This window comes from Hydrogenophaga sp., assembly GCF_048549895.1.
GTDB lineage: Bacteria > Pseudomonadota > Gammaproteobacteria > Burkholderiales > Burkholderiaceae_C > Hydrogenophaga.
Genome location: NZ_JBLYYB010000139.1, coordinates 1 through 23,371 on the forward strand (window position 1 = coordinate 1; position 23,371 = coordinate 23,371).

Sequence of the window (23,371 nt, forward strand, 5' to 3'; positions counted from 1 at the left end):
AGTACACGTCGCTGTATGTAGGCCAACCGGCCCGCGAGTGCCATGCTGAACATCGCTGAGGCCATCACTCGCGGCATCCCCGGATATCTGCACAGGCGGCGCGGAGGATATTGAAGTATGTCCAAGCAGCCGTCGAATGCGTTGCCTAGAGTTGGCCGGTATGCCTGTCGAGGCGGACGCCAGAAGTTGTTTTCGACCAGCTTCCAGCCTAAGTCTTCACTAACGAACACCGCGATTTTTTTAAGATCAGTTTCCTTTAGTGGTGGTGGCCGTAGGGTGGCACACCCTGAAATGAGCGGCGTCCCCGTGATTTGGCAAAGACCGGCTTCTTCTTCGCCAACGTAGAACCTGTCCGTGCGATCGAAGTTGTAGACAGTCGCCATTTGAGTCTATTGGTCAAGTCGGGCTGAGCGGTTCAAGAGCTGATTTGAAGCTCAGACTCAGTCCTCCAGCACCCGCACCTTCACACTCTTGCCCTTGATGCGACCGTCGTTCAAGCGGCTGGCCACCTGCTCGGCGATGTTGCGGTCCACCGCCACGTAGGTCGACCATTCGTTCACGTTGATCTTGCCCACCTGTTCGCGGGTGTAGCCCAGGTCGGCGGTGAGCGCGCCCAGCACGTCGCCGGGGCGGATCTTTTCCTTGCGGCCGCCCTGTATGTGCAGTGTCACCATGGGCGGCACCAGCGGGCCCTTGCCGGTGGGCACGAGCTCGCTCAGTGGGTGCCACTTCGATTCGCGCCCCTGCAGTTGTTCGATCTTGCCCACGCTGCCCATCTCGTCCATGCTGACCAGGTTGAGTGCCAGGCCGCTCTCGCCCGCGCGCCCGGTGCGGCCGATGCGGTGGATGTGCACCTCGGCGTCGGGCGTCACGTCCACGTTGATCACGGCGGCCAGGCTGGCAATGTCCAGGCCGCGCGCGGCCACGTCGGTGGCCACCAGCACCGAGCAGCTGCGGTTGGCAAAGCGCACCAGCACCTGGTCGCGCTCGCGTTGCTCCAGTTCGCCAAACAGCGCGAGTGCGCTGATGCCCTGGGCTTGCAGCACGGCCACCAGGTCGCGGCACTGGGCCTTGGTGTTGCAAAACGCCAGCGTGCTGGCCGGGCGGAAGTGGGCCAGCAGTTTGCTCACCGCGTCCAGGCGCTCGGTGTCCTTCACCTCGTACCAGCGCTGCTCGATCTGCGCGCCCGCGTGCTGCGCCTCCACCTTTACCGTGACCGGGTCGCGCATGAACTGCGCACTCAGCTTGGCGATGCCTTCGGGGTAGGTGGCGGAAAAGAGCAGCGTCTGGCGTGTCTTCGGGCACTGTTTGGCCACGGTCACGATGTCGTCGAAGAAGCCCATGTCGAGCATGCGGTCGGCTTCGTCCAGCACCAGGGTGTTGAGCGCGTCCAGCGGCAGGCTGCCGCGCTCCAGGTGGTCCATGATGCGGCCCGGCGTGCCCACCACGATGTGCGCGCCGTGCTCCAGCGTGGACAGTTGCCCGCGCAGCGGCACACCGCCACAGAGCGTGACGACCTTGATGTTGTCTTCGGCGCGCGCGAGGCGCCGGATCTCGGTGGTCACCTGGTCGGCCAGCTCGCGCGTGGGGCACAGCACCAGCGTCTGCACGGCAAAGCGGCGTGCGTTCAGGTTGGCCAGCAGGGTGAGGGCAAAGGCGGCGGTTTTGCCGCTGCCGGTCTTGGCCTGGGCAATGATGTCCTTGCCCAGCAGCGCGGGTGGCAGGGCGGCCGCCTGGATCGGCGTCATTTCGCTGTAGCCGAGCTGCTCCAGGTTGGCCAGCGTGGCGGGGGAGAGGGGGAGGGTGCTGAAAGCGGTCGGGGGTGCGGAAGTCATCCCCGATTATCGGTACTTGTGCTTCTTCGTCATTGACGGGGCGCGAATGATCCTCTTTGTTTATACTTTGTTTAAACATTTTTTGGAGAGCATCCATGGCCGAAGCCATTCTCGATATCAAGCATTGGGGCAACAACCTGGGTGTGCGCATTCCCGCTGCGGTGGCCAAAGCCGCCCACCTGCATGCCGACCAGCGCGTCCAGGTGTCGGTGGACGCGGGCCGGATCATCATCACGCCGCTGCTGGATGCCGAGCCCACGCTGGCGCAGCGCCTGGCGCGGTTCGATCCGGTCCGCCATGGCGGTGAGGCCATGCCCGGCGCGTCGGTTGGGGCTGAGCGTTGGTAACGCGAGCCGCTGCGCCGCGAGCGGTGCGACCCAAAATCCGCCGAGCCGACTGGGTGCCTCAGCGCCAGGACGTCATCTGGATCAACTGCAATCCGCAGGCCGGTCGCGAAATGCGCGACATGCACCCGTTTCTGGTGTTGTCTCCGGTCGAGTTCAATACGGCAACGTCGCTGGTGATCGGTCTGCCCATGACCACGGCGGCCTACAACGCCGACAACCCGTTTGCCATCGCGGTGGGCCCGGTGGCCGGCAAAAAAGCAGGCAAAACCAGCTACGTGCTGTGCCACCAGCCCAAGTCGCTTGACTGGCGGCACCGCGACGCGTCACCCCACCCCATGGGCGCCATGCCCGATGCACCGTTCGCTCAGGCTTGTGTTGTGCTCAATCAGATCGTTCAGATATCGGCTGTGTGAACCCAGACTCGACGAGCGGCGATTTTTGCAGTTCCGCCATCTCCTGCGCGCTGAACCCCGCCGCCAGCCGCGCCGGCTCGTTGAACGGTGGTTTCAACCGAGGCGCCGAGTGTTCGCGCGCCAGCCGGCGGTAGTGACCCAGCGGCTCGATGCCCTGCTGCTCGCACAGCCAGCCGTACCAGCGGTTGCCCACCGCCACGTGGCCGATTTCGTCGCGCAGGATCACGTCAAGAATCTCGACCGCGCGCAGCGCCGCCGGCGTGCCCACCTTGCGCAGGTGGGCCTGCATGGGTGGCGTGGCGTCCAGGCCGCGGGCTTCCATGGTGCGGGGCACCAGGGCCATGCGCGCGGTCACGTCGTGCTGCGTGCGCAGGCACATTTCCCACAGGCTGTTGTGCGCTGCGAAATCGCCGTAGTCGTGGCCCAGGCTTTGCAGGTGCGCGCGCAGCAGGCCGAAGTGGATGGCTTCCTCGTGCGCCACACCCAGCCAGTCGGTGTAGTAGTCGGCGGGCATGTCGGGGAAGCGCCAGATGGCGTCCAGCGCCAGATCGATCGCGTTGAATTCGATGTGCGCCACCGCGTGCAGCAGCATGGCAAAACCTTCGGGGGTGAAGGGGGTGCGCTGGGACACGTCGACCGGGGCAATCAGCACGGGCCGCGCTGGTCGCCCGGGCAGGGGGGCAGTGGGCGCGGGTGTCAGGCGCTCGGCGGGGTCCAGCTGGGTGTGGCCCGCTTGCAGGGACTCAAAGAGGGTGTGGGTGGCTGCCACCTTCTGGTCCGGTTCGCTGGTGCACAGCGCCCGCAGGGCCCCGGCGCGCAGGGAAACGGAGGGCGGAGGCGACAGGTGGGCGGGGGCTTGCATCCCTACAATTCTAGGAAGCATCCTCAAACCCGTCACTGGAGACAACACACATGGCCCTTTACGAACTCGACGGCATGGCCCCACGCGTGGCCGCATCGGCCTGGGTGGCCGAGAACGCACAGGTCATTGGCAACGTGGTGCTGGGCGACGACAGCAGCGTGTGGTTCGGTGTGACGGTGCGGGGCGACACCGAGACCATCACCGTCGGGCGCGGCAGCAACATCCAGGACGGCAGCGTGCTGCATGCCGATGTGGGCCAGCCGCTGACCATCGGCGAGAACGTGACGGTGGGTCACCAGGTGATGCTGCACGGCTGCACCATCGGCGATGGTTCGCTCATCGGCATCGGCGCGGTGGTGCTCAACGGCGCGAAGATCGGCAAACACTGCCTGGTGGGCGCAGGCTCGTTGGTGACCGAGGGCAAGGAATTTCCCGACGGCAGCATGATCCTGGGCAGCCCGGCGCGCGTGGCCAAAACCCTCACGCCCGAGCAGATCGAAGGCCTGCGCATGAGCGCGAAGCACTACACCGACAACGCCGATCATTTTCGCAAGACCTTGAAAAAGGTCGGCTGAACCCGATCTGCCACGATTGCGTTTTTCGAACGTTCCCTGAAAGCCCCGTTTGTCCGAACTCCACAAATTCGTCTTTGAAGGCCTGCCGGTGCGCGGCATGCTCGTGCGCCTCACCGACGCCTGGCAAGAAATCCTGCAACGCCACAAGGATGGCGGCGGCTACCCTGTGGCCGTGACCGAGCTGCTGGGCGAGATGACGGCCGCGGCCACGCTGATGCAGGCCAACATCAAGTTCAACGGCGCGCTCATCATGCAGATCATGGGCGACGGGCCGGTGAAGCTGGCCGTGGCCGAGGTGCAGCCCGACCTGAGCCTGCGCGCCACCGCCACCGTCATCGGCGACGTGGCGCAAGACGCACCGCTTTCGCACATGGTCAACGTGACCAACCAGGGCCGCTGCGCCATCACGCTGGACCCCAAGGACCGCCTGCCCGGCCAGGCGCCCTACCAGGGCGTGGTGCCGCTGTACGGCGACCAGCGCGAAAAGCTGGAAAAGCTCAGCGAAGTGATCGAGCACTACATGCTGCAGAGCGAGCAGCTCGACACGCGCCTGGTGCTCGCGGCCAACGAACATGTGGCCGCCGGTCTGCTGATTCAACGCCTGCCGCTGCAGGGCAGTGGCAACCTCGCAGGCCAGTCGGGCGCGCGCGACGAAGACCAGATCGGTCTGAACGAGGACTACAACCGCATCGCCATCCTCGCCTCCAGCCTCAAGCGAGAAGAGCTGTTGACGTTGGACGCCGACACCATCCTGCGCCGCCTGTTCTGGGAAGAAGACGTGCGCCGCTTCGAGCCGATGGTGGGTGAAACGGGTCCGCGTTTTGCTTGTACCTGTTCGCGTGATCGTGTGAGCAACATGCTGCGCAGCCTGGGCCGCGACGAGATCGAATCGATCTTGAGCGAGCAGGGGCAGGTGGAAGTGGGTTGCGAGTTTTGTGGTGCGCAGTACCGGTTCGATCCGGTGGACGCGGCGCAGGTGTTCCTGCAGCCCGAAATCCAGCAGCCGGCCAGCGACCAGAAGCACTGAGGCGGCCGTTCAGCTTGGGTGCCGGGACACAAGCCCGCTGAAGAGCCGCCGCTCGCAGTCGGGGTCGCTGCAGTTCTCGCAGGTCCAGCGGCCTGTGCCGGCTTCCAGCAGCGGGTCTTGCGCCACCAGCGGGCGGCCGAGCATCACACCCACGGCGCGCAGTGCGTGCTGCAGTCGCGCCTCTGCGCCGCCATAAACGGTCTGGAACGGGATGCCGGCCGCTTGCAGTTCGCGTCGCAGCACGGCATCGATGTCGGCCCGCATGCCGGGCCCGTCGCGACACAGGCCGTCGGCTTGCCACGGCAGATCCAGGCCCATCAGCAGGGAGAGGTTGAACCTCTGCTGCGCCTTCAGCGAGACGGGCAACAGCGAGCGGTCGTTGAACACACGTTCACTGTAGGCCGCGACCACCAGCGCCGTGGTGTCGGCCACCACCACCTCCGCGCCACTTTGCGCGGCCGCGTCGATCAAGCGGGTTTGTTCATCGGCCATGGCCACCTGCTCGTGCGCCAGCGGCGCGCGGCCTTCGCGTTCGCACCAGACGCGCAGGTGCTCGGGCACCAGCGTGGCGCTCACGCCCAGGGCGTTGAGTTGTCGGGTGAGGGCCAGGCCCAGGGTGGTCTTGCCGCTGGACTCGCCGCCGAGCAAGGCGACGGTGATGACCGCCATGGTGTCAGCGCTTGTTCTGCGCGATCTGCACGAAGATTTCGTTGGGCTTGACCATGCCCAGTTCTGCGCGGGCGAGTTCCTCGACCATGTCCAGACCCTCCTGCAAGTCGCGCACCTCGCTCACCAGTTGGTCGTTGCGCTGTTGCGCATCGCGGTTCGCCAGTTCTTGCGCGGCCAGTTGCTGCTTCATGCTCGCCACCTTGGGCACACTGCCCCGCCCGAACCACAGCTGGGCGTGCAGCACCAGCAGCAGCGCGATCAGCAGGGCGGGGATGAAGCGGTTGGCCATGGACTGGGATTGTTACCGAAGCGACCGGCCGCAGCGCAGGGCCGCCCCAAGCAAGGCCAGCCCCCTTGGGGGGCAGCGACCCGCGAAGCGGCGGAGCGTGGGGGTCATGTTCAGCGCAAGTTGTAGAAAGCAGCGCGACCTGGGTACACGGCCACTTCACCCAGGTCTTCCTCGATGCGCAGCAGCTGGTTGTACTTGGCCATGCGGTCCGAGCGCGAGAGCGAACCGGTCTTGATCTGGCCGGCGTTGGTGCCCACGGCGATGTCGGCGATGGTGCTGTCTTCGGTTTCGCCGGAGCGGTGCGAGATGACGGCGGTGTAGCCGGCGCGCTTGGCCATCTCGATGGCAGCGAAGGTTTCGGTCAGCGTGCCGATCTGGTTGATCTTGATCAGGATCGAATTGCCGATGCGCTTGTCGATGCCTTCTTTCAGGATCTTGGTGTTGGTGACGAACAAATCATCGCCCACCAGCTGAACCTTGGCGCCCAGGCGCTCGGTGAGTACCTTCCAGCCGTCCCAGTCGCCCTCGGCCATGCCGTCTTCGATGCTGATGATCGGGTACTTGTCGACCCAGGTGGCGAGGATGTTGGTCCAGTCTTCGGCGCTGAGCGTCAGGCCTTCGGCATCCAGGTGGTATTTGCCGTCCTTGTAGAACTCGCTGGCGGCGCAGTCCAGGCCCAGGGCGATCTGCTCACCGGCGGTGTAGCCGGCGTTGCTGATGGCTTCCAGGATCATCTGGATCGCGGCTTCGTGGTTGGCCACGTTGGGCGCAAAGCCACCCTCGTCGCCCACGGCAATGCTCATGCCCTTGTCGTGGATGATTTTCTTGAGTGCATGAAACACCTCGGCACCCCAGCGCACGGCTTCGCGAAAGCTCGGCGCGCCCACGGGGATGATCATCAGCTCTTGCAGATCGAGGTTGTTGTTGGCGTGCGCACCGCCGTTGACCACGTTCATCATGGGCACGGGCATTTGCACCGCGCTCATGCCGCCGAAGTAGCGGTAGAGCGGCAGGCCAGCTTCTTCGGCCGCGGCACGCGCCACCGCCATGGACACGGCCAGCATCGCGTTCGCACCCAGGCGGCCCTTGTTGTCGGTGCCGTCGAGGTCGATCAGGGTCTTGTCCAGGAACGCCTGCTCGGAGGCGTCCAGGCCCAACACGGCCTCAGAGATCTCGGTGTTGATGTGCTCCACCGCCTTGAGCACGCCCTTGCCGAGGTAACGGCTCTTGTCGCCGTCGCGCAGCTCGATGGCTTCGCGCGAGCCGGTGGACGCGCCCGAGGGCACGGCCGCGCGGCCCATCACGCCACTTTCCAGCAACACGTCGCATTCGACGGTGGGATTGCCGCGGCTGTCCAGAATCTCGCGGCCAACGATGTCAACGATTGCACTCATGGATGTAGGGTCCTCAGGTTCAAGTCAAAAAATCAGGTGGAAGAAAGGTATCGCTGGAGCAGGCGGCCGGCCAACTGGCGCAGGCTGTCGATGTCGTGCGTGATCACGCGCACGGCGATTGTCATGTCCAGCGTGTCGTATTCGTGTACCGCAATGTTGCGGAACCCAACCATGTGCTGCAGTTGCACCACGAGCGCGGGTTCCAGCACGCCTCGCTGGCCCAAGATTGCAAACACCTCGCGAGCGCTTTGCGGAAGGCCCCATTGCTCGTGAGCGATCACCATGTTGCCCATGTCGATGCTCAGCTCGCAGGCCCGCTGAATGTTCAGCACGGCAGCGTCCTGGCGCGTGTGATCATTCAAAAAATCGGGCGACAGCCGGTGCTCTTCGCGCGCACGCTCAACGCATCGATCGATGCGCGCAGCCTTCTGCGCGAGGGCATCCACCAGGGAGCTGGAAGCGCTCATCGAGACACGTCCTCGCCGGCCAGGCGTCTGGCCATCTGCGCCATCATGGGCTGACGCCATTGCTGGATATTCTGGTACTCGGTGTGCAGAAAGCCCTGGTACTGCGCCAGTGCGACCGGATCCTGGCTGAACAGGAGATGGCCTGTGTCGATGATCTGCACCTGCATTACGGTGTGCATCTGGTCGAAGTCAAGCAAGTCGACTTCGATACCCAGCGCCGCGATCATCCGTTCAGCGGCGGCGATTCGTGCAGCAGCGGTGAAAGGCTGCGGGATGCTGACCGCCAGATCGATGTCACTGCCTTCGCGCCAGTGGCCTTTGGCCGCACTGCCGAACAGCCATGCCGCGCGTGCATCCGGCAGCACGTCGCGCACGACCTGCGTGATGACATCGCGGGACGGCAGGTTCATGTGTTGAACGCCTCTTCCAGATAACCGTTCTTCTTGGTCACCGCGTCCAGCGCCAGCAACGTTTCGAGCAGCGCTTTCATGTGCTTGAGCGGCACGGCGTTGGGGCCGTCGCTCATGGCCTTGGCGGGGTCTGGGTGGGTCTCCATGAAGAGGCCCGCCACGCCCACGGCCACGGCCGCGCGCGCCAGCACCGGCACCATCTCGCGCTGGCCGCCGCTGCTGGTGCCTTGCCCGCCGGGCAGCTGCACGCTGTGCGTGGCGTCGAACACCACCGGCGCGCCGGTCTCGCGCATGATGGCCAGCGAGCGCATGTCACTCACGAGGTTGTTGTAGCCGAAGCTCGCGCCGCGTTCGCAGGCCATGAAGTTGTCTTCATTCAGGCCGGCTTCTTTTGCTGCCGCGCGGGCCTTGTCGATCACGTTCTTCATGTCGTGCGGCGCGAGGAACTGGCCCTTCTTGATGTTCACCGGTTTGCCGCTCTGCGCCACGGCGCGGATGAAGTCGGTCTGGCGGCACAGGAAGGCGGGCGTCTGCAGCACGTCGCAGACCTTGGCCGCCTCGGCGATGTCGTCTTCGCTGTGCACGTCGGTGAGCACCGGCACACCGAGTTCACGCTTGACCTTGGCCAGGATCTCCAGGCCCTTCTCGCGGCCCGGGCCGCGGTAGGTGGTGCCGCTGCTGCGGTTGGCCTTGTCGAAGCTGCTCTTGAAGATGAACGGGATGCCGAGGCTGCCCGTGATCTCTTTCAGCTGACCCGCCACGTCCATCTGCAACTGCTCGGACTCGATCACGCAGGGGCCGGCGATCAAAAAGAAGGGCCGGTTCAGTCCGATGTCGAAGCCGCAGAGTTTCATGGTGGGTGCTCGGTCAGGCAGGGGTGGCGACTTTGGCGGTCAGGCCCTGCTGGGTCAGCGCGGCTTTCACATACGCGTTGAACAGCGGGTGCCCCGCCCACGGCGTGGACTTGAACTCGGGGTGGAACTGCACGCCCACATACCAGGGGTGCACGCTCTGGGGCAGCTCCACCATTTCGGTGAGCTGCTCGCGCTGCGTGAGCGCGGCAATCACCAGACCCGCCTTGCGCAGCTGGTCGAGGTAGTTCACGTTGGCTTCGTAGCGGTGGCGGTGGCGCTCGGTGACCACCGGGCCGTAGATCTGGTGGGCCAGCGTGCCCGGGGCCACGTCGGAGCTTTGTGCGCCCAGGCGCATGGTGCCGCCCAGGTCGGAGTTCGCGTCGCGTTGTTTGATGCTGCCGTCGGCGTCTTTCCACTCGGTGATGAGTGCAATGACGGGGTGCGGCGTGTCGGCCTCGAACTCGGTGCTGTTGGCGTCTTTCAGGCCGGCCACGTGGCGTGCGTATTCGATGGTGGCGACCTGCATGCCCAGGCAGATGCCGAGATAAGGCACCTTGTGCTCGCGGGCAAAACGCGCTGCGCAGATCTTGCCTTCGATGCCGCGCTTGCCGAAGCCGCCGGGCACGAGGATGGCGTCGAAGTGGCCCAGCACCTTGGCCACGTTGGCCGGGTTGAGGGTTTCGGAGTCGATGTAGTCGATCTGCACCTTGGCGTGGTTCTTCATGCCGGCGTGGCGCAGCGCTTCGTTGAGCGACTTGTAGCTGTCCGACAGGTCGACGTATTTGCCGACCATGGCGATGTGCACCGTGGCCTTGGGGTGTTCGACCTCATAGACCAGATCGTCCCAGCGCTTGAGGCTGGCCGGTGGGGTGTTCAGGCGCAGCTTGTCGCAGATCAGGCCGTCCAGCCCTTGCTCGTGCAGGATGCGCGGCACCTTGTAGATGGTGTCCACGTCCCACATGGAGATCACGCCCCACTCGGGCACGTTGCTGAACAGGCTGATCTTGGCGCGCTCTTCGTCGGGGATGCGGCGGTCGGCGCGGCAGAGCAGGGCGTCGGCCTGGATGCCGATGGCGCGCAGCTCCTTGGCGGTGTGCTGCGTGGGCTTGGTTTTGAGCTCGCCGGCGGCGGCGATCCAGGGCACATAGCTCAGGTGCACGAAGGCCGAGTTGTTCGGGCCCATGCGCAGGCTCATCTGGCGCACCGCTTCCAGGAACGGCAATGATTCGATGTCGCCCACAGTGCCACCGATCTCGACGATGGCCACGTCCACCGCATCCGCAGTGCCGATGCCGGCGCCGCGCTGGATGAACTCTTGAATCTCGTTGGTGACGTGCGGGATCACCTGCACCGTCTTGCCGAGGTAGTCGCCCCGGCGCTCCTTCTCCAGCACCGACTGGTAGATCTTGCCGGTGGTGAAGTTGTTGGTCTTCTTCATCCGCGTTTCAATGAAACGCTCGTAGTGGCCGAGGTCCAGGTCGGTCTCGGCGCCGTCGTCGGTGACGAACACCTCGCCGTGCTGGAAGGGGGACATGGTGCCCGGATCCACGTTGATGTACGGGTCGAGCTTGATGAGGGTGACTTTGAGGCCGCGGGACTCAAGAATCGCGGCCAGGGATGCGGAGGCTATGCCTTTGCCCAGGGAGGACACCACACCGCCGGTGACGAACACAAATTTGGTCATGTCTCGGGCGAGCCAGATGCTCGCAGGAGGTGGAAATGGCGATTATAAATGGCGCCTCCCAACCCCACCCGGCTGGGCATGTGGGCGAAGCCCAACTGCTACATTGCGCCCATGAACGAACTCGCTGGAAAACACATCGTCCTGGGCCTCTCGGGCGGCATTGCCTGCTACAAGGCCGCAGAACTCTGCCGGGCGCTGGTGAAAGCCGGCGCCACCGTGCAGGTGGTCATGACCGAAGCGGCCGAGCAGTTCATGACCGCGGTGACGATGCAGGCGCTGTCAAGCCGCCCGGTGTTCACCTCGCAGTGGGACGCGCGCACCTCGGGCGGCGCCGACAACAACATGCCCCACATCAACCTCAGCCGCGAGGCCGACGCCATCGTGGTGGCCCCGGCCAGCGCCGATTTCATGGCCAAGCTGGTGCACGGCCGGGCCGACGAGTTGCTCTCGCTGATGTGCCTGGCGCGCCCCATTGAGAGCGTGCCGCTGATCCTGGCGCCCGCCATGAACCGCGAAATGTGGTCGCACCCGGCCACGCAACGCAACATCGAACAGCTGCGCGCCGACGGCACTACCGTGCTCGACGTGGGCGCGGGCGAGCAGGCCTGTGGCGAAACCGGCGACGGCCGCATGCTGGAGCCCGACGAGCTGCTGTACGACCTGATCCGCTTTTTCACACCCAAGGTGCTGGCCGGCCAGCACGTGCTGGTGAGCGCCGGCCCCACGTTTGAAGCCATCGACCCGGTGCGCGGATTGACCAACCTGTCCAGCGGCAAGATGGGCTTTGCCATTGCGCGCGCGGCGCACGAGGCGGGCGCCCAGGTCACGTTGGTGGCTGGCCCGGTGGGTCTGCCCACGCCGCGCGGTGTGGGCCGGGTCAACGTGAAGTCGGCGCTGAACATGCAGAAATCGCTGGACCACCTGGCGCAAGCCGCCACCGTGTTTGTGTCGGCCGCGGCCGTGGCCGACTGGCGCCCGGCGCAGATGCTGGACCAGAAGATCAAGAAGGACGGCTCGGGCGAGGTGCCCACGCTGTCGTTCGTGGAGAACCCCGACATCCTGGCCGGCATAGCGGCCAGCCCGCGTGCGCAGAGTGGCGCACTCTATTGCGTGGGCTTTGCCGCCGAGAGCCACGACCTGCTGGCCCACGCCCAGGCCAAGCGCGCGCGCAAGGGCGTGCCGCTGCTGGTGGGCAACATCGGTCCCGACACCTTCGGCCAGGACGACAACGCGCTGCTGTTGGTGGACGAGGACGGCACGCTGGAGTTGCCGCGGGCTTCGAAGCTGGTGCTGGCGCGTCGGCTCATCGCCGAGATCGCGCGGCGGCTGCACAGCTGAGCTGATCCGCGTTTGCACTTGGCCGATTTCCGTTCGCCCTGAGCCTGTCGAAGGGCTCACCAAGGCGTTGGCAAGGCTTCGACAGGCTCAGCCCGAACGGGTTTGGCTCAGTCCGAACGGTGATATTTGTTCAGTCCCACCAGGGAAGCAGGCGCTTCATTGCAGCGACCTCACCGCAGTGATCCGGCACATAACCCGGCAGGCTCGACAACTGGTCCTGCCAGGCCCGGCTGCGCAGGCGTTGCAACAGGCGCTGCACGGCGGGTTGCTCCAAGGCGGTTTTCAGGCACACCAGCAGGTAGCGCTCTTCGGTGAGTGGCACAAAACCCAGGCCCTGGGTGCGCGCGGCGTACTCGGTGCCCAGGCCCACATCGGCCGCGCCGCTGCCCACGGCCTGCGCCACCGCCGCGTGTGAGCTCTCCGCGCGCTCGAAGCCGGTGATGTCTTCGGGCATCAACAGCGCCTGCGTGAGCAATTCGTCCAGCAGCAAACGGGTGCCGGTGCCCAGCGCGCGGTTCACAAAGCGGGCTTGCAGGCGCGCCACATCCTTCATGTCGTTCAGACGCAGCGGGTTGCCGGGCGCCACCATCAGACCCTGGGCGCGGCGTGCAAAGCCGATGATCTTGTGCAGCCCGGGCTTGAGCAGCGGACGGTAGGTGCGCGCGCTCTGGCTGCCCGAGGCGGCAAAAGGCTGCGCGTGGAACCCGGCCAGCGCGCAACGGCCTTCGTTGAGCGCACGGATCGCGTCCACGCTGCCGCAGAAGCGGATGTCCAGGTGCAGGCGCCCGGTGTCCTTGCCGCCCGGTGTGGCGGTGGCGGCAAATTCCTGCAGGGCGCTCAAGGCGTGGTCGTGGCTGGCGTAGAGCGTCAGCACTTCGCTCTCGCCTTCTTCGCCCGCGTCGTCGAAAGCGCGGGCGAAGGCGCGTTCGAGTTCGGCGCGAAGACCTTCAATTTGCGGTCCCAGCCGGGCCTGTGCCAGCCGTTCGGCCATCAGGAGGCGTTCAGCAAACGGCGTGAGACGCGCCGCCTGGCCGCGTTCCCAGAACAAAAGCGCCTGGCCCAGCGCGGCCTCCCAGTCCTTGAGCTGCCCCCACACGTGGCGGTACGACAGGTCGAGCTGACGCGCCGCCGCCGAGATGGAGCCGCTGGTGTGCACCGCCTGCAGCACGTCCATCATCGGGTTGCGCAGCAGCGCATGACCGCTGGAGCGGCCGGGCGTGCGGTTGGCGAACGCGTACGACAACTGGATCTGTTTCATGGTCCGCGAGTGTGCCCCATGCGCGGTGGGTGCCGCTGTCAAACGGCCTCAACGTATGAAGTTGATTGCCTATGCAAACAAGTTCATACCGCGTCATTACGTAGGTGCCCCCGGGGGTGTTCGGCCTATGCTCTGCGCCCACATGAACACCTTTTCCGATAGCGTCTCCACCGCATTGCAGCTGGTGGTTTCGGGCGATCCGGGTCTGTGGGCGGTGGTGAGCCGATCCCTGGCCGTGAGCGCCCTGGCCTGCCTGCTGGCGTGCGGCCTGGGGCTGGCGTTGGGCGCCTGGTTGGCGGTCGCCCGTTTCCCGGGGCGCGGTGCGGTGCTCACCCTGCTCAACACCTTTCTGGCCGTACCCTCGGTGGTGGTCGGCCTGGTCATCTATCTCTTGCTGTCACGCTCGGGTCCGCTGGGGTTTCTCGGCTGGTTGTTCAGTTTCCAGGCCATGGTGCTGGCTCAGGCCTGCCTGGTGCTGCCGCTGGTGACCGCGCTCACGCGCCAGGTGGTGGAAGACGCCGACCGTGACCATGGCGAGCAACTCTCGTCCATGGGCGCGGGCCCGGTGCTGCGCAGCTTGCTGCTGGCCTGGGACGACCGCTACGCGCTGATCACCGTGTTGATCACCGCGTTTGGCCGTGCGGTCTCCGAAGTGGGCGCGGTGATGATCGTGGGCGGCAACATCGAAGGTTTCACCCGCGTCATGACGACGGCCATTGCGCTGGAAACCAGCAAGGGTGACCTGCCGCTGGCACTCGGCCTGGGCCTGGTGTTGCTGGCTGTGGTGCTGGTGCTCAACGCCCTGGTGTCGCTGATCAGCCGCTGGCGCGAGCGCGCCGACAGCGCCGATGCATCGCGCCTGACGCTGGTGACGCCATGACCGGCCTGCCCGTGAACGCGGTGGTGCCCGCCGTCTGCTTTGACCTGCGCAACGTGCAGGTGCACCTGGGTTCGGCCGGCCGGCTGCATGCCCTGACCGACATTTACCTGCGCATCCAGGCCGGCGAGCGTGTGGCGCTGGTGGGCGCCAACGGCAGCGGCAAGAGCACGCTCTTGCGCACGCTGCACGGCTTGCAGCGCACCAGCGGGGGCGAGCGGCACGCATCGAGCGAGCAGCGCGTGGCCATGCTGTTCCAGCGGCCGCACATGCTGCGCCTGAGCGTGCGGCTGAACATCCAGCTCGGGCTCTGGCTCAAAGGCGTGGCCTGGGGTGAGACCCGTGCGCTTGCGCTGGCCGCGCTCGAACGGGTGGAGCTGGGGCACATCGCCGAGCGCAATGCGCGCGCGCTCTCCGGCGGGCAGCAGCAGCGTGTGGCGCTGGCCCGCGCCTGGGCCTTGCGCCCAGATGTGTGGCTGCTCGACGAGCCCACGGCCAGCCTGGACCCGCACGCCAAGCGCGAGGTGGAGGCGCAGATCGCCGAGTTCACGCTCGGTCATCCACACCCGACGGGCGAACGCCCACCCACGCTGGTGTTCAGCAGCCACAACCTCGGCCAGGTCAAGCGCCTGGCCAGCCGCGTGATCTACCTGGAGCAAGGCCGCCTGCTGGCCGACCTGCCGGTGGCCGATTTTTTCAACCACGACCTGCTGCGGTCGCTGTGTCCGCAGGCCCATTTGTTTGTTCAAGGAGAAAGTTTGTGATTGCCTTCCGCCGCTTGACCGTTGTTGCCGCCCTCGGCGCCGCTTTGTTCACCAGTGCAGGCGCCATGGCGCAAAGCATCGTGGTGGCCTCTACCACGTCCACCGAGCAGTCGGGCCTGTTTTCGTACCTGCTGCCCGAGTTCAAGAAGGCCACCGGCATCGATGTGAAAGTGGTGGCGCTGGGCACCGGCCAGGCCATCGACATGGCGCGCCGGGGCGATGCCGACGTGCTCTTCGTGCACGACAAGGTGGCCGAAGAGAAGTTTGTGGCCGATGGTTTTGCCGCCAAGCGCCAGGAGGTCATGTACAACGACTTCGTGCTGATCGGCCCCAAGGCCGACCCGGCCGCCACCAAAGGCAACGACATCGTGGCCGCCCTGAAAAAGGTGGCCACGGCCAACGCGCCCTTCATCTCGCGCGGCGACAAGAGCGGCACGCACGCGGCCGAGTTGCGCTTCTGGAAGATGACCGACACCGATGCGAACAAGGGTTCCGGCTACAAGGAATGCGGCTGCGGCATGGGTCCTGCGCTCAACATCGGCTCCAGCGCTGGTGGTTACGTGCTGGCCGACCGCGGCACCTGGCTCAACTTCAAGAACCGTGGTGATCTGGTGGTGCTGGTCGAAGGCGACAAGCGCCTGTTCAACCAGTACGGCGTGATGCTGGTGAGCGCTGCCAAACACCCGCAGGTGAAGACGGCCGACGGCCAGAAATTTGTGGACTGGGTCACCGGAGCGGCGGGTCAGGCGGCGATTGCTGGCTACAAGATCGGTGGCGAGCAGCTGTTCTTCCCGAATGCATCGAAGTGAAGGCCCGTCTGACGGTCATCGCGCTCGCTGCGCTGGCTGGTTGCGCCACACCTGAGGGCCCCGTGACCAAAGAACCTTTGCAGGTCTACGCCGCCGGCAGCCTGCGCGAGGTGTTCACCGAGATCGCGCGCGAGCACGAGGCGCGCACCGGCCAGAAAATCGCGCTGACCTTCGGCGCTTCGGGCCTGCTGCGCGAGCGCATCGAAAAAGGCGAGGGCGCGCAGGTGTTTGCCTCGGCCGACACCCAGCACCCGCAGCGCCTGGCCACCGCCGGTGCCTGGGCGCCGCCCACCGTGTTCGTGCGCAACAGCCTGTGCGCGCTCACGCAGGCGGGCGTGAACGCCACGCCGCAGAACCTGCTGGACACCCTGCTCAACCCGGCGGTGAAACTGGGCACCTCCACACCCAAGGCCGACCCCTCGGGCGACTACGCGTGGGAGCTCTTCCGCAAGGCCGAGACGGTGCGCACCGGTGCGTATGCTGCGCTCGACGCCAAGGCGCTCCAGCTCACCGGCGGCCCCGATTCGCCCAAACCACCCGCTGGCCGGGGCACCTACGCCTGGGTCATGGAGCAGGGGCAGGCCGATGTGTTCCTCACCTACTGCACCAACGCCGTGGCTTCGCAAAAAGAGGTGCCGCGCCTGAAGCTGGTGCAGGTGCCTGCGGCCTTGCAGGTGGGTGCTGCCTACGGCCTCACCGTGAAGCGCGGTGCGCCCGCGTCGGCCGAGGTGTTTGCCCAAGCGCTGCTGGCGCCGCCCGCGCAGGCCGCGTTGGCGCGGTACGGCTTTGGCCAACCCTGAAGGCAAGGCCCTGCGCCGGCGCGATCTGCTGATCGCGTCGGGCGCACTTGTTGGCCTGCCGTCGTGGGCGCAGACGCGCAGCATCACCGACGGCGCGGGCCGGCGCGTGAACGTGCCGGCGAAGGTGCAGCGCATCTTTCCCGCCGGCCCGCCGGCCGCCATCTGGCTCTACACGCTCGCGCCCGACGCGCTCATCGGCTGGCCGCGCGCCAACCGGGGGCCCGAGCTCGAATTCCTCTTGCCCGGCATCGGCAACCGGCCCGAGGTGGGGCGCCTCACCGGGCGCGGCAACACCACCAACCTCGAACAGCTGCTGCTCAGCAAACCCGACCTGATCGTGGATGCGGGCTCGACCCGCCAGACCTTCGCCGAGCTGGCCGACCGTGTGCAGTCGCAGACCGGCATTCCGTACGCGCTGCTCGACGGTCGGCTGGCGGCGGTGGCGCAGGGCTACACGCTGCTGGGCGAACTCACGGGCCGCCAGGAGCGCGCGGCCGTGCTGGCGCGTTACACGGCCGACACCTTGCGCACGGTGCGCGAGCGCGTGGCGCGTGCGCCAGCGCAGCCCCGCGTGTACTACGCGCGCGGCCCCGAGGGGCTGGAGACCGGACTGGGCGGTTCGATCAACGTGGAGATCTTCGAGGCCCTGGGCATCCGCCACGTGGCCGCCGGGCTGCAGGGCGGCCTGGCCACGGTGTCCATGGAGCAGGTGCTGGCCTGGGACCCCGAGGTCATCGTCACCATCGACCAGACGTTTGCGCAGACCGTGCGCAACAACCCGCTGTGGCGCAGCGTGAGCGCTGTGAAGACCGGGCGCGTGCACCTCTCGCCCAAGCTGCCGTTCGGCTGGATCGACTTTCCGCCCAGCGTGAACCGCCTGCCCGGTCTGTGGTGGCTCGCCAGCAAGGTGCACCCGGCGCTGTTTCCCGAAGACCTGGCGGTGATCACGCGCGATTTTTACAAGCTGTTTTATCAAATGGACTTGAACGCCGAGCAGGTGGCGCGGGTTTTGGCGGGACGGGACTGACCCCATGCGCGGCGGAGCCTTCTGGGCGGTGGGCGTGCTGCTCGCGGGTGTGCTGGTGGCCTTCACCCAGGGCCGCACCCCCATTGCGTTGACCGACCTCTGGCAGCTCGTGTGGGCGGTGATGCAGGGCGCGCCCGCACCCAACGAACAGACGCAGACCATCGTTTGGCAGATTCGTGGCCCGCGCGTGCTGGCCGCCATGGCGGTGGGTGCCGCGCTGGCGGTGGCGGGCGCGGCGTTTCAGGGGCTGTTTCGCAACCCGCTCGTGTCGCCCGACATCCTGGGCGCGTCGGCCGGCGCGGCGCTGGGTGCGGTGCTCGGCATCTACTTCTCCATCGGCGTCTTCGGCATCCAGATGGCGGCGTTCGCTGGCGGCCTGCTCGCGGTGGCGCTGGTGTACGGCGTGGGCTCCACGGTGCGCAACAGCGACCCGGTGCTGGTGCTGCTGCTCGCGGGCATCGTCATCGGTTCGCTGCTGGGCGCGGGCATCGGCATGGTCAAGGTGCTGGCCGACCCCTACAACCAGTTGCCCGCCATGACCTTCTGGCTGCTCGGCAGCCTGTCGGCCACGCACGTGGACGACCTGCCCGCGCTCATTGCACCCGTGGCGCTGGGCACGTTGGTGCTCATCCTGTTGCGCTGGCGCATGGACGTGATGTCACTGCCCGAAGAAGAAGCCCGCTCGCTCGGCGCGCGCACCACCGCCCTGCGCCTGCTCATCGTGGCCGCGGCCACGCTGGTCACCGCCGCGAGCGTGGCGGCCGCCGGCATCGTGGGCTGGGTCGGGCTGGTGGTGCCGCACCTGGCGCGGTTTCTGGTCGGGCCGTCGTTCGTGCGCCTGCTGCCCACCTCGGCCGTGCTGGGCGGTGGGCTGCTGCTGTTCATCGACACACTGGCGCGCACGCTGGCCACGGTGGAGATCCCGCTGGGCATCCTCACGGCGCTGATCGGCTCGCCGTTTTTCATCGTGTTGCTGCGCCGGGCCTCCAGAGGATGGATATGACGGTCATGCTGCAAGCCACTGCATTGAGCGTGGGCTACCCTGGCCACGTGGTCGGCTCGGAACTCTCGCTCGCGCTGCGCAGCGGCGAAGTGCTCGCACTGCTCGGCCCCAACGGCTGCGGCAAGACCACGTTGCTCAAGACTCTGCTGGGCTTGCTGCCCGCGCTGGGCGGCACCGTGCAGCTGCAGGGCAGGGCGCTGGCGCAATGGCCGCTGGCCGAGCGCGCGCGCGAACTCGCTTACGTGCCGCAAGGCCAGGCCAGCACCTTTGGTTTCACTGCGCTGGAGATGGTGCTCATGGGGCGCACCGCGCACCAGGGTTTGCTTGCCCGCCCCAGTGCGCAAGACCGCACCATCGCCCACAGCGCGCTGCAGCGCGTGGGCATGGCGCACCTGGCCGAGCGTTCGGTGCACCGCATCAGCGGCGGTGAGCGCCAGCTCGTGCTGATCGCGCGGGCACTCGCGCAGCAGCCGCGCGCCGTGCTGCTCGACGAGCCCACCGCCAGCCTCGACTTTGGCAACCAGGGTCTGGTGATGCGCGCCATCCGCACGCTGGCCGGCGAGGGGCTGGCGGTGCTGTTCACCACGCACGACCCCAACCAGGCGCTGCGCTGCGCCGACCGTGCCCTGCTCATGCGCGAAGGCCGTGTGCTGGCCGAGGGTGTGGTGGGGCAGGTGATCGAGGCCGAGGGCCTGCGCGCGCTCTACAGCGCGGGTGTGGTGCAGGTCGACGCTGCGGCCGGTGGCGCGCCGGTGTTCCTGCCCGACTTCGGCTCGCGCACCGGCTGAAATCCGTCACACGCCCCGCACAGGCATGTGCGACCATGGCCTTTCGCATTTCCATCCCACCCGTCACCCCTCAAGGAGCATCTCATGGGCCTCTTCAGCAACATCCTCGAAAAACTCGGCATGGGCTCACCCAAGGTGGTGCCACAGCCGCCGGCCGCCGCTTCCTCGGCCGCGCCTGCTCCGGCCCCCGCCGCAGCACCTGCTCCCGCGCCCGTGGCCTCCATCACCATGGTCGACGTGGTCGCGCTCATGGAGCAAAAAGCCGCCGCCAACCCGCAAAAGCTCAACTGGAAAACCTCCATCGTCGACCTGCTCAAGCTGCTCGACCTGGACAGCAGCCTGGCCGCGCGCAAGGAACTGGCCAAGGAGCTCTACTGCCCCGACGAACTCATGGGCGACTCGGCCAAGATGAACATGTGGCTGCACAAGAATGTGTTGGCCCACATCGCGGCCAACGGCGGCAACATCCCCAAAGAACTCATCGATTGATACTTTCGATGCTGGGATGAACCCGAAGCGGGCTTCGATACCCGCCTCGGTGCATTGACAGTGTCATCGCGCTGGCCTTCAATGAATTTTTTCGTTGATGGAGAACCCCATGCGCGCACTTTGCTTGGGGGCAGTCGTGATGGCTGCCCTGATCCCACTGGCATCCCTGGCCGCCGAAGGCGCGAGCTGCACCGCAGCGTCCACCGAGAAAAAGCTCGCGGGCGCGGCCAAAAACTCGTTCATGAAGAAGTGCGAGAAAGACGCTGCCGCCACGTGTGATGCGGCTGCCGTGGAGAAGAAGATCTTCGGTGCGGCCAAGAACAGCTTCACCAAGAAGTGCGTGAAAGACGCGGTGGGCTGAAACCCGCACCCCTCACAAGGGACGCTGGCCCAACGCCATCAGGCGCGGATGGGGCGAAGGCGGCGACTGCAGGTCATGGCCGCGAGACCCAAGGCCAGCAGAGCCCAGGAAGCCGGCTCAGGCACGGTGCCGTCCGGTGGGAAGGTGCCGTCTTCCTGTTCAAAAGCGGAGTAGACGACACTGGACTGGGAGAAGTTGTAGAACGCCAGACGTCCGTTGGCGAAGGAGCCGCTGATGTCCAGTTGCTTGACGCCGTTGACAAAAACTTCCAGGTCGTTCGGGCCGAAGTCGAATGTGAATTCGTACTCCGTGTTGTCCACCCAACCCACGTTGCCCAGCGTCGCGCCGCGAGCCAGTTCGGTGAGACCGCTTCCTGCGGGAGTGCCCGCCAGGTTGTCGTGTTGCCAGAACTCGTCGGCATCTGGAATGCCGGTGACCCGCGAGACGGCCAGGCCGGCGGGCGCCAGACCGCCGGGCGATGCCGATGGCGAACCGAAGTCAAAGGACTGTGAGCCTTGCTTCCAGTCAACCAGCAGGTAGTTGGCCAGTGGGTTCGTCGTGTCGCCAGCGACAAAGCCCAGGGCGAAGCCGATGTAGTCGTCGTCGCCATCGTTGCCAGCCCGGATTTTTCCGGTGATCTTGGTGCCATAGGCGTTGAAGTCACCCACAAACAAGGTGGGTTGTCCGTTGACCGCCTGGGTGACGCTGGAGCCACCGCCACCGACGGTCCACACCCCCGGAGAGAAGCCGGCCACCGCCGGATAGGACTCCTGACTCCATGTGTTGAGGTTCACCGGGGCGGCGTGAGAAGACACGCAAAACAGGCCCAGTGATGAGGCCAGGGCGAGGGACAGCACTGCGGTTTTTGTCATGGTCGCGTCTCCATTGTTGTGTGGGTGATGGCCGGCAGAACCACAGGCGTTGAGCACGGCCATTTCCATGACCAGTGGGTCCGCGCAGCACGGGGAGCATCAACCATGCCAACAAACCGCAGCACCAAAAATAGACTGCAACTTCAACAGGTTGACGAGCAGTCGACCCACCTGGGAGGCATTCGGGGGGCGCGCGTTGTCAGGTTTCCCGACAATGCCGGCCCCCGTTTGTGCAGGCCATCAGCGCACCATCGCCACACCCTTGATCTGTGCAAACACCGCACGACCGGGTGCGATGCCCAGACGGCGGGCCGAGAGCTGGCTGATGCGTGAAAGCAGCCGCACCGGATGAAATCCGGTGCCCAGCTGCAGGACCACCAGCACTTGGCCGGGTGTGTCGTCCACCACATCGACCACCGTGGCGCGCAGCACGTTGAGCACGCTGCTGTGCTCCGGTGCTTGCAGCGACAGGCTCACGTCGCGCGCCTGAATGCGCACGCGCACCGCGGTGCCTTGGGGGAGGGCGGCGTGGCTGGCTTGTGGCAACAGCAGGCGGCCACCCTCAAACACCAGCTCGCTCAAGCTGTCGGCGGTTGAGTGGCTCACCACTCGCGCTTCGATCAGGGCCGCAGCGGAGTCGCCGCGCGCCAGCGGAAGATCGATCCGTGTCATGAGCTCCGGCACCGGTCCGCTGCACAGCGCGCGGCCATTGTCGAGCAGCACCACGTGGTCGGCCAGACGCGCCAGCTCGTCGTTGGAGTGGGTGACGTAGACCACGGGGATGTCGAGTTGCGCGTGCAGCTGCTCCAGCCACGGCAAGATTTCGTTCTTGCGCGCTGCGTCGATGGAGGCCAGCGGCTCGTCCATCAGCAGCACGCGCGGGCTCGTGGCCAGGGCGCGCGCAATCGCCACGCGCTGGCGCTCGCCGCCCGAGAGTTCTTGCGGCCTGCGCTGCAGCAGGTGGGCAATGCCCAGCAGCTCCAGGCCGTGGTCCCAGGCGTGGCGGCGCTGGGCGGGCGGCGTGCGCTTGAAGCCGAACATCAGGTTGTCGCGCACGCTCAGGTGGTCGAACAGGCTGGCCTCTTGAAACACATAGCCCAGCGCGCGCTGGTGCACCGGCCGCATCACGCGCCGGGCCGTGTCTTGCCACACTTCGCCATCCACGCGCACCACGCCCTGCGCTTGAGGCTCCAGGCCCGCGAGCACGCGCAGGCACGATGTCTTGCCCGAGCCCGAGGGGCCGAACAACACCGACACGCCGCGCGCGGGCAGCGTGAGGTCCACGTCGAGCAGGAAGCCGGCGCGTTGCAGCCGCGCGGTGAGTTGCAGTTCGTTGATCACGCACGGCCCCTGCGCTGGCGGTGGTTGTAGAACTGCAGCGCGAGCAGCACCACGAACGAAAAACCCAGCATCACGGCGGCCAGGCGGTGGGCATCGGCGTACTCCAGCGCCTCCACGTGGTCGTAGATCTGCACCGACACCACGCGGGTGACACCCGGGATGTTGCCGCCCACCATGAGCACCACGCCGAACTCGCCCACCGTGTGCGCAAAGCTCATGATGACCCCGGTGACCAGCCCCGGCCGGCACAGCGGCAGCACCACCGAAAAAAACGTGTCCAGCTTCGAAGCGCGCAGGCTGGCCGCAGCTTCCAGCGGCCGCTCGCCCAGTGCCTGCATCGAATTGAGCACCGGCTGCACCATGAAGGGCAGCGAATAGAACACCGAGGCGATCACCAGGCCGGCAAAGCTGAAGGTGAGGACGCCCAGCCCCAGCGCCTGCGTGAGCCCGCCCACCGGGCCGTTGGGCCCCATGAGCACCAGCAGATAGAAGCCGAGCACCGAGGGCGGCAGCACCAGCGGCACCGACACCAGCGCGCCCACCGGCCGGCTCCACACCGAGCGGCTGCGCGCCAGCCACCACGCCAGCGGCACACCCAGCACCAGCAGGATGGCGGTGGTGAGCGCGGCCACCTGCAGCGTGAGGCCGATGGCCTGGAGATCGGAGGGTGTCAGCAGCACGGGTCAGAGGTCGTAGCCGTAGGAGCGAATGAGGGTTTTGATGTTCGGGCTCTTGAGCAGCTTCATCAAGGCCACGGCGGCTTCGTTGTTGGCGCCGCGCTTGAGCAGCACCGCGTCCTGCTGGATTGGCCCATACAG

29 protein-coding genes are annotated in these 23,371 nt (G+C 66.4%); 14 read left to right on the forward strand and 15 right to left on the reverse strand.

All coding sequences use genetic code 11. The features are described from left to right. Positions 1–383: hypothetical protein (locus ACN4F8_RS14110; protein ID WP_419474182.1), on the reverse strand; the 383-nt coding region annotated here is incomplete at its 3' end. Between the two features lie 57 nt (positions 384–440). After that, entirely contained in the window at positions 441–1,835 is a 1,395-nt protein-coding gene (dbpA, locus tag ACN4F8_RS14115; protein ID WP_419474183.1) for an ATP-dependent RNA helicase DbpA, read from the reverse strand. A gap of 95 nt (positions 1,836–1,930) precedes the next feature. Between dbpA and ACN4F8_RS14120 the strand changes: the two genes are divergently transcribed. Together ACN4F8_RS14120 and ACN4F8_RS14125 are read left to right on the forward strand one after the other, a co-directional pair. Further along, the gene (locus tag ACN4F8_RS14120; RefSeq protein WP_419474184.1) at positions 1,931–2,182 is read left to right on the forward strand and encodes an AbrB/MazE/SpoVT family DNA-binding domain-containing protein; all 252 of its coding nucleotides are present in this window, start codon (positions 1,931–1,933) and stop codon (positions 2,180–2,182) included. A gap of 23 nt (positions 2,183–2,205) precedes the next feature. Beyond that, a complete protein-coding gene (locus ACN4F8_RS14125; RefSeq protein WP_419474185.1) occupies positions 2,206–2,595 on the forward strand; it encodes a type II toxin-antitoxin system PemK/MazF family toxin in 390 nt (129 codons plus the stop codon). Here ACN4F8_RS14125 and ACN4F8_RS14130 read toward each other — a convergent pair. Next, the gene (locus ACN4F8_RS14130) at positions 2,564–3,457 is read right to left on the reverse strand and encodes a ferritin-like domain-containing protein (RefSeq protein ID WP_419474186.1); all 894 of its coding nucleotides are present in this window, start codon (positions 3,455–3,457) and stop codon (positions 2,564–2,566) included. The genes ACN4F8_RS14125 and ACN4F8_RS14130 overlap by 32 nt on opposite strands. 50 nt (positions 3,458–3,507) lie before the next feature. On the opposite strand from ACN4F8_RS14130, the gene ACN4F8_RS14135 reads away from it, so the two are divergent. Together ACN4F8_RS14135 and ACN4F8_RS14140 are read left to right on the forward strand one after the other, a co-directional pair. After that, the gene (locus tag ACN4F8_RS14135) at positions 3,508–4,032 is read left to right on the forward strand and encodes a gamma carbonic anhydrase family protein (protein WP_419474187.1); all 525 of its coding nucleotides are present in this window, start codon (positions 3,508–3,510) and stop codon (positions 4,030–4,032) included. A gap of 49 nt (positions 4,033–4,081) precedes the next feature. After that, positions 4,082–5,059: an Hsp33 family molecular chaperone HslO gene (locus tag ACN4F8_RS14140; RefSeq protein WP_419474188.1), complete on the forward strand. Its 978-nt coding sequence runs from the start codon at positions 4,082–4,084 to the stop codon at positions 5,057–5,059. 9 nt (positions 5,060–5,068) lie between these two features. Here the strand turns inward: ACN4F8_RS14140 and ACN4F8_RS14145 are convergent, their stop codons facing one another. The 7 genes from ACN4F8_RS14145 to ACN4F8_RS14175 form a co-directional block, all read right to left on the reverse strand. Next, positions 5,069–5,728, reverse strand: coding sequence for an AAA family ATPase (locus ACN4F8_RS14145; protein ID WP_419474189.1), 660 nt, complete (start codon positions 5,726–5,728; stop codon positions 5,069–5,071). A 4-nt stretch (positions 5,729–5,732) separates the two neighbouring features. Continuing rightward, positions 5,733–6,017 (reverse strand): septum formation initiator family protein, encoded by a 285-nt coding sequence (locus ACN4F8_RS14150; RefSeq protein WP_419474190.1) that lies wholly within the window; start codon positions 6,015–6,017, stop codon positions 5,733–5,735. A gap of 110 nt (positions 6,018–6,127) precedes the next feature. Further along, positions 6,128–7,411, reverse strand: a complete 1,284-nt coding sequence (eno, locus tag ACN4F8_RS14155) for a phosphopyruvate hydratase (protein ID WP_419474191.1) — start codon at positions 7,409–7,411, stop codon at positions 6,128–6,130. A 32-nt stretch (positions 7,412–7,443) separates the two neighbouring features. Then, positions 7,444–7,878, reverse strand: coding sequence for a type VII toxin-antitoxin system HepT family RNase toxin (gene hepT, locus ACN4F8_RS14160; RefSeq protein ID WP_419474192.1), 435 nt, complete (start codon positions 7,876–7,878; stop codon positions 7,444–7,446). After that, positions 7,875–8,288, reverse strand: a complete 414-nt coding sequence (gene mntA / locus ACN4F8_RS14165; protein ID WP_419474193.1) for a type VII toxin-antitoxin system MntA family adenylyltransferase antitoxin — start codon at positions 8,286–8,288, stop codon at positions 7,875–7,877. Before mntA ends, hepT begins: the two co-directional genes overlap by 4 nt. Then, entirely contained in the window at positions 8,285–9,142 is an 858-nt protein-coding gene (gene kdsA, locus ACN4F8_RS14170) for a 3-deoxy-8-phosphooctulonate synthase (protein ID WP_419474194.1), read from the reverse strand. Before kdsA ends, mntA begins: the two co-directional genes overlap by 4 nt. 13 nt (positions 9,143–9,155) lie before the next feature. Next, complete coding sequence (locus ACN4F8_RS14175) at positions 9,156–10,826, reverse strand: CTP synthase (RefSeq protein WP_419474195.1); 1,671 nt, start codon at positions 10,824–10,826, stop codon at positions 9,156–9,158. A 111-nt stretch (positions 10,827–10,937) separates the two neighbouring features. Here ACN4F8_RS14175 and coaBC point away from each other — a divergent pair, with 111 nt between their 5' ends. Further along, on the forward strand, positions 10,938–12,164 hold the full coding sequence (coaBC, locus tag ACN4F8_RS14180) for a bifunctional phosphopantothenoylcysteine decarboxylase/phosphopantothenate--cysteine ligase CoaBC (RefSeq protein WP_419474208.1): 1,227 nt from the start codon (positions 10,938–10,940) through the stop codon (positions 12,162–12,164). Between the two features lie 130 nt (positions 12,165–12,294). Here coaBC and ACN4F8_RS14185 read toward each other — a convergent pair whose 3' ends face one another. Further along, positions 12,295–13,422, reverse strand: coding sequence for a substrate-binding domain-containing protein (locus tag ACN4F8_RS14185; protein WP_419474196.1), 1,128 nt, complete (start codon positions 13,420–13,422; stop codon positions 12,295–12,297). A gap of 142 nt (positions 13,423–13,564) precedes the next feature. Here ACN4F8_RS14185 and ACN4F8_RS14190 point away from each other — a divergent pair, with 142 nt between their 5' ends. The 9 genes from ACN4F8_RS14190 to ACN4F8_RS14230 all read left to right on the forward strand — a co-directional run bounded on the left by ACN4F8_RS14190 (position 13,565) and on the right by ACN4F8_RS14230 (position 20,340). Continuing rightward, complete coding sequence (locus tag ACN4F8_RS14190) at positions 13,565–14,302, forward strand: ABC transporter permease (protein WP_419474197.1); 738 nt, start codon at positions 13,565–13,567, stop codon at positions 14,300–14,302. Then, positions 14,299–15,063 carry an ATP-binding cassette domain-containing protein gene (locus ACN4F8_RS14195; RefSeq protein WP_419474198.1) on the forward strand — a complete coding sequence of 255 codons (765 nt, stop codon included), beginning with the start codon at positions 14,299–14,301 and terminating at the stop codon, positions 15,061–15,063. The genes ACN4F8_RS14190 and ACN4F8_RS14195 overlap by 4 nt, the downstream gene beginning before the upstream one ends. 65 nt (positions 15,064–15,128) lie before the next feature. Then, a complete protein-coding gene (locus ACN4F8_RS14200) occupies positions 15,129–15,872 on the forward strand; it encodes an extracellular solute-binding protein (protein ID WP_419474209.1) in 744 nt (247 codons plus the stop codon). A gap of 62 nt (positions 15,873–15,934) precedes the next feature. After that, positions 15,935–16,672 (forward strand): molybdate ABC transporter substrate-binding protein, encoded by a 738-nt coding sequence (locus ACN4F8_RS14205; RefSeq protein ID WP_419474199.1) that lies wholly within the window; start codon positions 15,935–15,937, stop codon positions 16,670–16,672. Further along, a complete protein-coding gene (locus tag ACN4F8_RS14210; protein ID WP_419474200.1) occupies positions 16,659–17,699 on the forward strand; it encodes an iron ABC transporter substrate-binding protein in 1,041 nt (346 codons plus the stop codon). Before ACN4F8_RS14205 ends, ACN4F8_RS14210 begins: the two co-directional genes overlap by 14 nt. A gap of 4 nt (positions 17,700–17,703) precedes the next feature. Then, on the forward strand, positions 17,704–18,702 hold the full coding sequence (locus ACN4F8_RS14215) for a FecCD family ABC transporter permease (RefSeq protein WP_419474201.1): 999 nt from the start codon (positions 17,704–17,706) through the stop codon (positions 18,700–18,702). A gap of 5 nt (positions 18,703–18,707) precedes the next feature. Next, positions 18,708–19,490 carry an ABC transporter ATP-binding protein gene (locus tag ACN4F8_RS14220; RefSeq protein ID WP_419474202.1) on the forward strand — a complete coding sequence of 261 codons (783 nt, stop codon included), beginning with the start codon at positions 18,708–18,710 and terminating at the stop codon, positions 19,488–19,490. Positions 19,491–19,574: 84 nt separating this feature from the next. Further along, positions 19,575–19,979 carry a DUF3597 family protein gene (locus ACN4F8_RS14225; RefSeq protein ID WP_419474203.1) on the forward strand — a complete coding sequence of 135 codons (405 nt, stop codon included), beginning with the start codon at positions 19,575–19,577 and terminating at the stop codon, positions 19,977–19,979. 139 nt (positions 19,980–20,118) lie between these two features. Further along, positions 20,119–20,340, forward strand: coding sequence for a hypothetical protein (locus ACN4F8_RS14230; protein ID WP_419474204.1), 222 nt, complete (start codon positions 20,119–20,121; stop codon positions 20,338–20,340). Positions 20,341–20,378: 38 nt separating this feature from the next. On the opposite strand, the gene ACN4F8_RS14235 is transcribed toward ACN4F8_RS14230, so the two are convergent. From ACN4F8_RS14235 to ACN4F8_RS14250, 4 genes are all read right to left on the reverse strand, one after another. Further along, entirely contained in the window at positions 20,379–21,212 is an 834-nt protein-coding gene (locus ACN4F8_RS14235; RefSeq protein ID WP_419474205.1) for a PEP-CTERM sorting domain-containing protein, read from the reverse strand. A gap of 240 nt (positions 21,213–21,452) precedes the next feature. Next, entirely contained in the window at positions 21,453–22,553 is a 1,101-nt protein-coding gene (modC, locus tag ACN4F8_RS14240) for a molybdenum ABC transporter ATP-binding protein (RefSeq protein ID WP_419474206.1), read from the reverse strand. Next, on the reverse strand, positions 22,550–23,233 hold the full coding sequence (gene modB / locus ACN4F8_RS14245; RefSeq protein ID WP_419474207.1) for a molybdate ABC transporter permease subunit: 684 nt from the start codon (positions 23,231–23,233) through the stop codon (positions 22,550–22,552). The genes modC and modB overlap by 4 nt, the downstream gene beginning before the upstream one ends. Positions 23,234–23,236: 3 nt before the next feature. Further along, positions 23,237–23,371 (reverse strand): substrate-binding domain-containing protein, encoded by a 135-nt coding sequence (locus ACN4F8_RS14250; RefSeq protein WP_419474210.1) that lies wholly within the window; start codon positions 23,369–23,371, stop codon positions 23,237–23,239.

Coding starts and splice junctions, on each gene's coding strand:
- dbpA (WP_419474183.1), bottom strand. CDS start 1,835: ATGACTTCCGCACCCCCGACCGCTTTCAGCACCCTCCCCCTCTCCCCC.
- ACN4F8_RS14220 (WP_419474202.1), top strand. CDS start 18,708: ATGCTGCAAGCCACTGCATTGAGCGTGGGCTACCCTGGCCACGTGGTC.
- coaBC (WP_419474208.1), top strand. CDS start 10,938: ATGAACGAACTCGCTGGAAAACACATCGTCCTGGGCCTCTCGGGCGGC.
- ACN4F8_RS14200 (WP_419474209.1), top strand. CDS start 15,129: ATGGCGCAAAGCATCGTGGTGGCCTCTACCACGTCCACCGAGCAGTCG.
- eno (WP_419474191.1), bottom strand. CDS start 7,411: ATGAGTGCAATCGTTGACATCGTTGGCCGCGAGATTCTGGACAGCCGC.
- ACN4F8_RS14120 (WP_419474184.1), top strand. CDS start 1,931: ATGGCCGAAGCCATTCTCGATATCAAGCATTGGGGCAACAACCTGGGT.
- ACN4F8_RS14215 (WP_419474201.1), top strand. CDS start 17,704: ATGCGCGGCGGAGCCTTCTGGGCGGTGGGCGTGCTGCTCGCGGGTGTG.
- ACN4F8_RS14235 (WP_419474205.1), bottom strand. CDS start 21,212: ATGACAAAAACCGCAGTGCTGTCCCTCGCCCTGGCCTCATCACTGGGC.
- ACN4F8_RS14135 (WP_419474187.1), top strand. CDS start 3,508: ATGGCCCTTTACGAACTCGACGGCATGGCCCCACGCGTGGCCGCATCG.
- ACN4F8_RS14130 (WP_419474186.1), bottom strand. CDS start 3,457: ATGCAAGCCCCCGCCCACCTGTCGCCTCCGCCCTCCGTTTCCCTGCGC.
- ACN4F8_RS14195 (WP_419474198.1), top strand. CDS start 14,299: ATGACCGGCCTGCCCGTGAACGCGGTGGTGCCCGCCGTCTGCTTTGAC.
- ACN4F8_RS14185 (WP_419474196.1), bottom strand. CDS start 13,422: ATGAAACAGATCCAGTTGTCGTACGCGTTCGCCAACCGCACGCCCGGC.
- ACN4F8_RS14145 (WP_419474189.1), bottom strand. CDS start 5,728: ATGGCGGTCATCACCGTCGCCTTGCTCGGCGGCGAGTCCAGCGGCAAG.
- ACN4F8_RS14150 (WP_419474190.1), bottom strand. CDS start 6,017: ATGGCCAACCGCTTCATCCCCGCCCTGCTGATCGCGCTGCTGCTGGTG.
- ACN4F8_RS14175 (WP_419474195.1), bottom strand. CDS start 10,826: ATGACCAAATTTGTGTTCGTCACCGGCGGTGTGGTGTCCTCCCTGGGC.
- kdsA (WP_419474194.1), bottom strand. CDS start 9,142: ATGAAACTCTGCGGCTTCGACATCGGACTGAACCGGCCCTTCTTTTTG.
- hepT (WP_419474192.1), bottom strand. CDS start 7,878: ATGAGCGCTTCCAGCTCCCTGGTGGATGCCCTCGCGCAGAAGGCTGCG.
- ACN4F8_RS14190 (WP_419474197.1), top strand. CDS start 13,565: ATGAACACCTTTTCCGATAGCGTCTCCACCGCATTGCAGCTGGTGGTT.
- mntA (WP_419474193.1), bottom strand. CDS start 8,288: ATGAACCTGCCGTCCCGCGATGTCATCACGCAGGTCGTGCGCGACGTG.
- ACN4F8_RS14230 (WP_419474204.1), top strand. CDS start 20,119: ATGGCTGCCCTGATCCCACTGGCATCCCTGGCCGCCGAAGGCGCGAGC.
- ACN4F8_RS14225 (WP_419474203.1), top strand. CDS start 19,575: ATGGGCCTCTTCAGCAACATCCTCGAAAAACTCGGCATGGGCTCACCC.